This window comes from Polaromonas sp. P3_C2 (assembly GCF_056402675.1).
The window spans coordinates 1-9,875 of record NZ_JBFUGX010000078.1 but is presented as its reverse complement, the minus strand read 5'-3'; the positions used below and the strand labels follow the sequence as shown (position 1 = coordinate 9,875).

Below are 9,875 nucleotides of genomic sequence, written 5' to 3'. Positions count from 1 at the left end.
GGGCATGGCGGTGCTGTTTACCGAGCACAGCATGGACGTGGTGTTTGCCTATGCCGACCGCATGATCGTGCTGGCGCGCGGCCGGTTGATTGCGGAAGGCAAGCCACTGGAAATTCGCGACCACCCCGAAGTCCAGGAAGTCTATTTTGGCAGTGGCAAAACTTTCGAGAAGAAAGCCATTGAAAAGGAGATGGCGTAATGCGCGACGGCAAAGAGATGCTGCTGGAGGCGAAAGACCTGTCGGCCTGGTATGGTGCGGCGCAAATACTGTTTGGCGTCAATCTCTCGGTCGGGCGCGGCGAGGTCGTCGCCTTGATGGGGCGCAACGGCGCCGGCAAATCGACCACCCTGAAGACGCTGATCGGGATGCTCGACAAGCGGCGTGGCAGCGTGACCTTTCTTGGCAAAGATATCTCCGGCAGTGAGCCACACCATGCGGCTCGCATGGGTCTGGGGTTTGTGCCGGAAGACCGGCGAATCTTCACCGACCTGACCGTGAATGAAAACCTGGAAGTAGGACGGCAGGCGCCGCGCCGCTGGCCCGACGGCAGCGAGGCTCCCTTGTGGACGCAGGAACGCCTCTTCAAGCTGTTTCCCAACCTCGGTGAGATGCCCACGCGCCCCGGCGGCCGCATGAGTGGCGGCGAGCAGCAAATGCTGACGGTGGCCAGGACCTTGATGGGAAATCCCTATCTGGTTCTGCTTGACGAGCCTTCCGAAGGCGTAGCGCCCGTCATTGTGGAGCAAATGGCCAACATGATTCTGGAGCTGAAGGCCCATGGCGTGAGCATTCTGCTGTCCGAGCAAAACATGCATTTCGCCGAACTGGTGTCAGACAGGGCGTACGTCCTGGAGAAAGGGCAAATCCGTTTTGAAGGATCCATTGCGGAGCTGGCTGCCAATGAAGAAGTGCGCCGTGCCTATCTCAGTGTGTAGGCTGCGCCGCAACCTGGTTATGGTTCGGTAAATATGGGTTTGACAGTCACGCTTTCCGTTAATCAGCAAAAGCGTACGCTGCCTGTTGCGGAGCAGGCCAGCCTGCTGACGGTGCTGCGTAACGATTTCGCGCTGAATGGCCCGAAATATGGCTGCGGTCTGGGAGAGTGTGGCGCATGCACCGTGCTGGTCGACGGTGTGGCGGCACGCGCTTGCGTTATTCCGGCGTGCGGCGTGGCGGGCCGCGAAATCACCACCCTTGAGGGTCTGGGTACGCCGGCGGCCCTTCACCCGGTCCAGCAGGCGTTTATCGAAGAGCAGGCCGCCCAGTGCGGCTACTGCCTGAACGGCATGATCATGATGACCGTCGCATTGCTGGCGCGAAACCCCGCGCCTGGCGAGGATGACATACGCCGCGAGCTGTCAGGCAATCTCTGCCGCTGCGGCACGCACCTGGAGATCGTGAAGGCTGTGCTGCGTGCGGCAGAGCTGACGCGCCAAAGCCTTGCCCGGGGTAACTCGCCATGACGCGTCGCGCCGATGCGCCCCTGACACGCGCCGATTTTCATGCGGCCAGCGGCGTCTTGCTGGTGAGCCGCGAGCCGCCGCCGGCGCCTCCACCCGCCCGTGGCCAACCTGCACTGGTCAGCGCCAATCCGCAAGAGGGCGTTGAAATACTGGTTGCCGTGTGGGATGACGGCAGCGTGACGGCCCTGAACGGCCATGTAGATCTTGGCACCGGTATCCGGACGGCCCTGGCGCAGATCGTGGCTGAAGAGCTGGACGTTGCGCTCGGGCAGGTCAGCATGGTTCTTGGGGACACGACGCGCGCACCCAATCAGGGGGCCACGATTGCCAGCGCGTCCATCCAGGTTCATGCCGTCCCTTTGCGGGCCGCGGCGGCGCAGGCACGCGCGTGGCTGGTGACGCGTGCCGCCGGCGTGCTGCAGGTGGACCCTTCCCTGCTCGCCGTGCGAGACGGCGTTGTTTCCGTGGTGGGGCAGGACGATAAATCGGTGACGTATGGCGCATTGCTGGTCAATGAGCATGCACATCTCTCGCTGGTGCCGGGCACCCCTGTCAAGGATGCTGCCGACTACCGCCTGGTGGGGACCAGCGCGGCACGCCTGGATATCCCGGCCAAGGCCACCGGCGCTCTGACGTTTGTGCACGACATGCGCGTGCCCGGCATGCTGCACGGCCGCGTCGTGCGGCCACCTTATGCCGGCGCCGACAACGGCGACTTCATCGGCAATACGCTGGAATCAGTGGATGAATCATCGATCGCGCACATTCCGGGCATTCGCGCGGTGGTGGTGATCCGCGACTTTGTCGGCATTGTCGCGGAGCGCGAAGAGCAGGCCGAACAGGCGCTGCGTGAATTGCGTGTCAGCTGGAAGCCGTGGCCCGGTCTCGCCAATCTGGGCGACCTTGAGCAGGCGATCCGCAACAACCCGGCCACGCAGCGCAGGCTTGTCGACGAGGGCAACGTGGACACCGCGATGGCAAGCGCGGCACAAGCCCTGGCGCGCAACTACGTCTGGCCCTATCAAATGCACGGCTCCCTCGGGCCCTCGTGCGCCGTGGCCGACTGGCAGCAGGAGCGCCTGACGGTATGGGCGGGAACCCAAAACCCCCATGTGCTGCGGGCCGATTTATCACGACTGATCGGCCTGGCCGATGTCGCCATTGATGTGATCCGCATGGAAGCGGCAGGCTGCTACGGGCGAAACTGCGCTGACGATGTGGCGGCAGATGCCGCGCTGCTGTCGCGTGCCGCAGGCTGCCCCGTGCGTGTGCAACTGACGCGTGAGCAGGAAAACGCCTGGGAACCCAAAGGCGCCGCCCAGCTCATGCAAGTGAACGGCGGGTTGAATGCCGACGGATCGGTGGCTGCGTATGACTTTCAAACCTCATACCCTTCAAACGGCGCTCCCACGCTGGCGCTTTTGCTCACGCGCACCATTGAGCCTGTTGCGCAGGCCTATGAAATGGGCGATCGGACCGCCCGGCCGCCCTACGACTACGCCAACATGCGCATCGCCGTCAATGACATGGCGCCGCTGTTGCGTGCGTCATGGCTGCGCGGTGTCTCGGCGCTGCCCAATTCATTCGCGCATGAGTCCTACATCGACGAACTGGCAACAGCAGCCGGTGTCGATCCGGTGGAGTTTCGGCTGAGGTACCTGAAAGAGCCGCGCGCTGCCGAGCTGGTGCGCGCCACGGCCGAGCGCGCCGGCTGGATGGCGCATACGACACCGCAGCAGCAGCCGGCAGCGCCAGGTGACCCACAGGACGTCGTGCGCGGCCAGGGCTTTGCGTATGCCCGCTACATGCACAGCAAATGGCCGGGGTTTGGGGCGGCATGGGCGGCCTGGGTGGCCGACGTCGAAGTGAATCGCAAGACGGGCGAGGTGCATGTCCGGCGCGTCGTGGTAGGGCATGACGCCGGCACGCTGATCAACCCCGCCGGGGTTCAGCACCAGATCCATGGCAATGTAGTGCAGACGACCAGCCGTGCACTCACGGAACAGGTCACGGTGTCGCCCAAAACAAATCAGGTGACCAGCCTGGAATGGGGAAGCTATCCAATCCTGAACTTCCGGGACGTGCCGGTGATTGAGGTCGTGACCATGGCGCGCCCCGGTGAGCCACCGCTTGGCGCCGGAGAGTCGTCTTCGGTGCCGGGTACGGCAGCTATTGCCAACGCCATTTTTGATGCCACCGGCGTGCGTTTTCGCCAGCCGCCTTTCACGCCAGAAGTCGTACGTGCTGCGCTCAACCCGGGGCTCGCGGCCGCGCCAGCTATCCCGGCGGCTCCGGCCCGGTTGCCAAATCCCGCACCTGAGGGCACGGCATGGCCGAAAGGCATGGCCTGGTGGTCCCGCGCAGGCGCCTTGCTCGCGGGGGTTGTGGGCATCGTGTGGGCGCTGGCAGGCGGCCGGTCGGTCATCGCCCCGGTGGCGCAGAGCGGCGCATCCGTCTACACCGCCGCAACCCTGGAGCGCGGCCGGCAGCTCGCTGCCGCGGGCGATTGTGTGGTGTGCCACACAGCACCCGGCGGCATACCCAATGCCGGCGGCAGGGCCATGGATACGCCTTTCGGAAAGATTGTTACCACCAACCTCACGCCCGATGCGGACACCGGAATAGGTTTGTGGTCTTTTAGCGCCTTCCAGCGCGCCATGCGTGAAGGAATTTCCCGCGATGGTCACTATTTGTATCCCGCGTTTCCCTATACCGCGTTCGCCAAAACCAGCGATGAAGATCTGACCGCGCTGTATGCCTACCTGATGGCCCAGCCCCCCGTGCGATCAGAACCACCGGCCACGCGGCTGGCTTTTCCCTTTGGTGTGCGGCCGCTGATGGCTGGATGGAATGCCCTGTTTCATGACCCGGCACCTTACCGGGTCGACCCGGCGCAGACTGCCGAATGGAATCGTGGTGCCTACCTGGTCAACGGCCTGGGCCATTGCGGCGCCTGCCACACGCCACGCAACGCCGCGGGCGCAGAGCGCAGCGGGAAGGCTTTTTTAAGCGGGGCCGTGGTGGATGGCTGGGACGCTCCGGCGCTGACCGCGCTCTCGCGTGCGCCCGTGCCCTGGAACGCCGCGGAACTGTACCGCTACCTGCGTAGCGGCTACTCTTCGCAGCGCGGTATTGCCGTGGGCCCCATGGCGCCTGTGATCAAGGAACTGGCTGCCTTGCCCGAAGAAGATATTCGTGCAATGGCGGCTTACCTCGTGTCTTTTAATGAGCCAACTACGGAAGCCGAAAGCGTCCAACGCAGCAGGCAGGTCGTCTTGTCCACCCGGCAATCTGCCGGCAACTTGCCGGGCCCTGGCCAGCGCCTGTTCAATGGCGCTTGCGCATCGTGCCATCACGATGGCGACGGCCCGCGACTGCTGGGTGTGAACGTGCCGCTGGCCCTTAACAGCAAGCTGCACAGCGAGCGGCCCGACAATCTGGTGCGGGTGATCCTTGAGGGAATTCAGTCACCGGCGAGCAAAGATATCGGGTTCATGCCGGCTTTTCGCCATAGCCTGGATGATGCCCAGGTTGCAGCGCTGGCTGCTTATATGCGCGGACGCTATGCCCCCTCGGAACCGGTCTGGCAGGATTTGCCGGCAATCGTTTCACGGCTTCGCGCCACGCCGGGCCAGCACTGAATCTTTTCAATCAGGCGAAGGCCGCGCGGCCTGCGTCGCCCTGACAAGCGCCGCGCGCGCCAGCAGGCGTGTGGAGTCCAGAGTCGGCAGGGGCGAGTTTGAATCGCTCATGATCAGGGGGATTTCCGTGCAGCCCAGGACGACAGCATCACAGCCGTTGCTTTTCATCCGGTCAATGACTTTCTGAAAATACCCGATCGCTTCCGGCTTGAAGACACCGTACACCAGCTCGTCCATGATGATGCGGTTGATTTCGTCGCGCTCCGCGCCATCTGGACGCAGGTATTGCAGTCCGCGGGCCGCGAGCTTGTCGGGGTAGACCTCACTGTCGACGAGCCATCGCGTGCCGGTGATGCCGATGCGCCGGAACCCGCGCCTGGCCGCTTCTTCGGCAACGACTTCTGCGATATGGAGCCAGGGCAGGGGGGATCGTTCCTGTACGTAAGCAAACGCCTGGTGAATGGTGTTGTCGGGGCAGACCAGGAAGTCCGCCCCGGCTTTTGCGAGCTTGTGCGCGGAGGCGAGCATGATGTCGCCCACGCCGTCCCAGTCGTTGCGATAGATGCACGCCATGTAATCTGAAAGCGACGGCGTATGCATGGACACTTCAGGGTGGGCATGCGGCCCCATGGACCCGGCGCCTTCCACACAGATGGTTTGATAACAAAGCGCAGCGCCTTCGGCGGAGCAGCCGACGATACCGATGTGTTGGGGCATGACCTGTCTCCGTATTTGCTACGCGGGCTCTGGCACCGGGTCGGCAGCAGGCGAGGTGGCCGGGTGCGGTGTGACTTCTCCCTCAGCGAGTTCCCCTCCCAATGCCTCCAGCATGTCCGGAATCAGCGAAGACAGCTCGCCGGTAATGATGGCCGCATGGCTGTCAAAGCCGTCGTCGTCCTTGCCGCTTTCCTGTACGCCGTCCAGCACCACATCGAGCAGCTTGAGTTTTTTCAGCTGCGCGGTTTCCGTCAGCACAAAAGACACGCGCTCGTTCCACGTCATCGCCAGCTGTGTGGGTAGTTTGCCGGCAGCAATGTGCTGGGCCACTTCGTCGATCTCCAGCGTGTGGCGCGAATAGCGCACCGTGGACTTCTGGTCATCGGGTGTCTTGAGCTCGCAGTCGCGGTCTACCGTGAAGTTATATGGCGCTTCCCGGGTCGACAGCCAGTGCGACATGGCAGCAGCGGCCGACATTTGCGTCTGGACGGGGCTGACCTTCAGGCCGGGCAGGGCGCCCGGCACCTCGCTCAACGCTTCCACGAAGTAACTCACGATTTTGTCGGCACCTGTGAGGTTGCCGGAGTCAACCACCAGGAATTTGTTGACGACGTCGATCCAGAGCGTGGTGGTCGAGCGTTTGGTGAAGGCGCGCGGCAGCAGGTCCAGCATGACTTCCTGCTTGAACTCTTTTTTGATCTTGGCGCCCACGCGTTCGCGGCCGGTTTCTTCCTTGTATTTTTCGATGCGTTCTTCCACCGCGGCCTTGATGGCGGACGAAGGCACAGGGCGGCGTTCGGTGCAGAGGCGGGCGATTAACTGGCGGCCCACGCTTTCGAGCAGTACGGTGCTTTTGTTGCCGCGCGGTGGCACCCAGCCACTGGATTCAGGCTCTGTTGCGCCGCAGGGAACGAAACGGTGGGACTGGAAAATTTCTTCAAGCACGTCCAGCGGAGGAAGCACAAAATCGTCGGCAATGCGGAAAAAGATTGCGGTGTTGAACATGAAATCCGGGGAAGAGGTTAAAAAAGAGACTGCCGGAAGGCCGATGAGGGGGCGGAAAATCCGCGGTGAGAACCAGCCGGATACAGAGAAATTCTACCGGGCGCCCTGTCTGCAGAATGTAACGGCCGGCAAGGGCTTGAAGACCTTCATTCAATATCAAACGAATGGATGCCGTAGGCACCCTTGCGGCGGTCTTCGAAGTACTGCTCCAGCGTCTGCTTGACCGTCTTGAAGGCAATTTCGTCCCAGGGAATTTCGGCCTCAGTGAACAGTTTGGCCTCCATGGTCTCATGGCCTGGATTGAATTCGGTGCTCAAAAGCCGAGCCCGGTAATACATGTGCACCTGCCCGACGCGCACCACGTTCATAACCGTGAAAAGGCCCTGCATTTCATATTGGGCGCCGGCTTCTTCATCGGTTTCACGGGCTGCGCCCTGCGAGGTGGTTTCGCCCAGCTCCATGAAGCCGGCAGGCAAGGTCCACTTGCCCCGGCGCGGCTCGATATTGCGTTTGCAGAGCAGCACTTGCGCGCCGTCCTCGCCCCAGCTGGGCACGGTGCCGACGACATTGAGCGGGTTTTCGTAGTGAACCGTGTTGCAGGCCGGGCAGACGGCCCGCTCTTTCGTGTCACCGTCGTCCGGCAAGCGATAAGCCACGGCGGTGCCGCAGACGCGGCAGTGGTTCAGGGGCGGACGTTGCATCAGATGAGTGTAGCGGCTTTGCGCCGGCCGAGGCCTGCCAGGGGGCACTGCAGGCCCCCCGCAGTGCTATAAAAAACGTAGCTGCTTACGCCGATGCTTATTGGGTGCATGGCCTATTTTGCTTACCCTTCCTATTTGAGTGACGAGTAATTCACCGGGACCCAGGCGTATGCCTTGCCCGCGCCCTTGCGCACATGGCCAAGGCCAGGGAAGGCGATATGCGCCGCGCCGACCAGGTAGCCATTTTTGGCGGCATCGGCGTAGGCCTTGGCGCGTTCCTTGGCGGCCGGTGGGGACTCGGAGTCAAACTTGATGGTGACCTCCGGGTTGTCGAACTGGACTGCCGCCACATGCATCAGGTCGCCCCACAGCATCAGCTTCTCCCCCTTGCTTTCCACCACATACACGCTGTGGCCGGCGGTGTGGCCGTGAGCGGGCTGCGCCTTCACGCCGGGCACGAGCTCGGTGACGCCTTCAAAGGTCTTGAGCTTGCCGGCCGTTGCGTAAGGCTTGATGGACGCCATGGCACCCTGGAAAAAGCCTTGGGATTCTTTGGGCGCTGCGTTCATTTTGGCTTCATCCAGCCAGAAGTCGGCGTCCGCCTTGTCCACACGCACAACGGCATTCGGAAACGCCATGGCGCCGTTCACCACCAGGCCGCCCACGTGGTCGGGGTGCATGTGGGTGATATAGATCTCGTCGACCTGCTCGGGCTGGTAGCCGGCGGCTTTGAGGTTGGCCTGCAGGCTGCCCAGCGTCGGGCCGAAGAGGCCGGACGCACCCGTGTCGATCAGCACCAGCTTGCTGCCGGTGTTGATGAGGTAGGCATTGACTGAAGTCTCGACTGCGTCAGGTAAAAAAGAACGCTTCAGTGCCGCGCCGACTTTCGCCGGCGTTGTGTTGGTGAGCAGGTCTTTCACGGGCAGCTTGACAGTGCCGTCCGACAGGGCGGTGACTTCAAAATCGCCCAGCGTGACGCGGTAGTAGCCGGGCGCCTGGCTCTTGACCATGGGGCCGGCCGCAAAAGCGGGCAAGGTGAAAGAAGCGCTCAGGCTTGAGGCCAGGATGGTGGCTGCCAGGGTTTTCAAAAAGCGTGACATGAAAAAACTTCCTTGGGTAAATGGAATGATGGACCGGACTCACCCGTCATACGGGGACCGGGTGGATTCTTATGCAGGCGCGCCATGAATGAAGCCGCAGCCGCAGTAACCCGGCTGTCGTGCTGGTTTTGCCCGAAGTGGAGTGCTATTAAATCAGGAGCCKATTGCGCCCGTATTCATTGGGCTGAAAGCCGAAAAGGCATAAGAACATGGGTAGGGCATAAAAAAACCGGGCATAAGCCCGGTTTCATGAATGCGCACCCAGCACGGGTATTGATCAAGTCTTGGTCGTCTTGGTGTGCTTTTCAATCAGGGCGCGTGCCGTGTCCAGCAGCTTCTTGCCGTCAAAACCCTTCTTGTTCATGTCTTCCACCCATTCGACTTCCACCGTACGCGATTTGCGGCGGAATTCCTGGGCTTCGGCCGCGCTCACGGTGTAAATCGTGTTGCCGCGGTCACTGGCGGTCTTGCGGCCGGGAACGTCGTTGCCCTGCTGCACCTTGCCCAGCCATGYCGAGGTGGCCATGCCGGAGTTGTTGTCGATGACCTTCTTGAGGTCGGGTGCGAGCGAGTTGTATTTCGCCTTGTTCATGGCCATCACAAAGGTGGTGGTGTAAAGGCTGCCGCCGGCGGGGTCGAACTCGGCATGGAATTTGGTGAGCTCGTTGACCTTGACCGAAGGCACGACTTCCCACGGAATCACGCACCCTGTAATGGTGCCCTTGCTCAGCGCGTCGGGAATCTGCGGCAGCGGCATGCCGACGGGCGTGGCGCCCAGCACGCCCATGAGCTTGGTGACCTGGCGGGTCGGCGCGCGCAGCTTGAGGCCGCGCATGTCGGCAATCGACTTGACGGGCTTGTCGACCGTGTGGATCACACCGGGGCCGTGCACCTGCAGCGCCAGCACCTGCGTATCCTTGAATTCATCGGGTGCAACGGTTTGCACGTATTCCCAGAACGCCTTGGAAGTCGCTTCGGCGTTGGACATCATGAAGGGCAGCTCAAACACCTCGATCCGCGGGAAGCGGCCGGCCGTATTGCCGGGCAATGTCCACACCACGTCAACCACGCCGTCTTTGGCCTGGTCGTAGAGCTGTACAGGCGTGCCGCCCAGCTGCATGGCCGGGTAGCCTTCAAACTTGATACGGCCGCCGGATTCTTTTTCGACCTTGTCCATCCAGGGCTTGTGCATGGCCAGCCAGACATTGGACGAGGGCGACATGAAAGTATGGAACTTCAGTGTCACG

At 62.3% G+C, this 9,875-nt stretch carries 9 protein-coding genes; 4 read left to right on the top strand and 5 right to left on the bottom strand.

The window, feature by feature from the left end:
* The 4 genes from AC1DWI_RS05445 to AC1DWI_RS05430 all read left to right on the top strand — a co-directional run.
* Positions 1-199: ABC transporter ATP-binding protein C-terminal domain-containing protein (locus tag AC1DWI_RS05445; protein ID WP_477724497.1), on the top strand; the 199-nt coding region annotated here is incomplete at its 5' end.
* Positions 199-936, top strand: a complete 738-nt coding sequence (locus AC1DWI_RS05440) for an ABC transporter ATP-binding protein (protein WP_477669080.1) — start codon at positions 199-201, stop codon at positions 934-936. The genes AC1DWI_RS05445 and AC1DWI_RS05440, both read left to right, overlap by 1 nt.
* Positions 937-975: 39 nt before the next feature.
* Positions 976-1,464 (top strand): (2Fe-2S)-binding protein, encoded by a 489-nt coding sequence (locus AC1DWI_RS05435; RefSeq protein ID WP_477672262.1) that lies wholly within the window; start codon positions 976-978, stop codon positions 1,462-1,464.
* Entirely contained in the window at positions 1,461-5,105 is a 3,645-nt protein-coding gene (locus AC1DWI_RS05430) for a molybdopterin cofactor-binding domain-containing protein (RefSeq protein WP_477669082.1), read from the top strand. The genes AC1DWI_RS05435 and AC1DWI_RS05430 overlap by 4 nt, the downstream gene beginning before the upstream one ends.
* Before the next feature lie 6 nt (positions 5,106-5,111).
* Here the strand turns inward: AC1DWI_RS05430 and AC1DWI_RS05425 are convergent, their stop codons facing one another.
* The 5 genes from AC1DWI_RS05425 to AC1DWI_RS05405 all read right to left on the bottom strand — a co-directional run.
* Positions 5,112-5,822 carry an aspartate/glutamate racemase family protein gene (locus AC1DWI_RS05425; RefSeq protein WP_477669083.1) on the bottom strand — a complete coding sequence of 237 codons (711 nt, stop codon included), beginning with the start codon at positions 5,820-5,822 and terminating at the stop codon, positions 5,112-5,114.
* A gap of 18 nt (positions 5,823-5,840) precedes the next feature.
* Positions 5,841-6,827: a recombination-associated protein RdgC gene (locus AC1DWI_RS05420; RefSeq protein ID WP_477669084.1), complete on the bottom strand. Its 987-nt coding sequence runs from the start codon at positions 6,825-6,827 to the stop codon at positions 5,841-5,843.
* Between the two features lie 146 nt (positions 6,828-6,973).
* On the bottom strand, positions 6,974-7,528 hold the full coding sequence (locus AC1DWI_RS05415; protein ID WP_477669085.1) for an NUDIX hydrolase: 555 nt from the start codon (positions 7,526-7,528) through the stop codon (positions 6,974-6,976).
* A 131-nt stretch (positions 7,529-7,659) separates the two neighbouring features.
* On the bottom strand, positions 7,660-8,628 hold the full coding sequence (locus tag AC1DWI_RS05410) for an MBL fold metallo-hydrolase (RefSeq protein ID WP_477669086.1): 969 nt from the start codon (positions 8,626-8,628) through the stop codon (positions 7,660-7,662).
* 277 nt (positions 8,629-8,905) lie between these two features.
* Positions 8,906-9,875, bottom strand: a 970-nt coding sequence (locus AC1DWI_RS05405) for a TRAP transporter substrate-binding protein (protein WP_477724496.1), incomplete at its 5' end; no start/stop codon positions are given.

What these genes read in the sequence shown, in the direction of transcription:
- AC1DWI_RS05410 (WP_477669086.1), bottom strand. Translation starts at nt 8,628, where the DNA reads ATGTCACGCTTTTTGAAAACCCTGGCAGCCACCATCCTGGCCTCAAGC.
- AC1DWI_RS05430 (WP_477669082.1), top strand. Translation starts at nt 1,461, where the DNA reads ATGACGCGTCGCGCCGATGCGCCCCTGACACGCGCCGATTTTCATGCG.
- AC1DWI_RS05440 (WP_477669080.1), top strand. Translation starts at nt 199, where the DNA reads ATGCGCGACGGCAAAGAGATGCTGCTGGAGGCGAAAGACCTGTCGGCC.
- AC1DWI_RS05425 (WP_477669083.1), bottom strand. Translation starts at nt 5,822, where the DNA reads ATGCCCCAACACATCGGTATCGTCGGCTGCTCCGCCGAAGGCGCTGCG.
- AC1DWI_RS05420 (WP_477669084.1), bottom strand. Translation starts at nt 6,827, where the DNA reads ATGTTCAACACCGCAATCTTTTTCCGCATTGCCGACGATTTTGTGCTT.
- AC1DWI_RS05415 (WP_477669085.1), bottom strand. Translation starts at nt 7,528, where the DNA reads ATGCAACGTCCGCCCCTGAACCACTGCCGCGTCTGCGGCACCGCCGTG.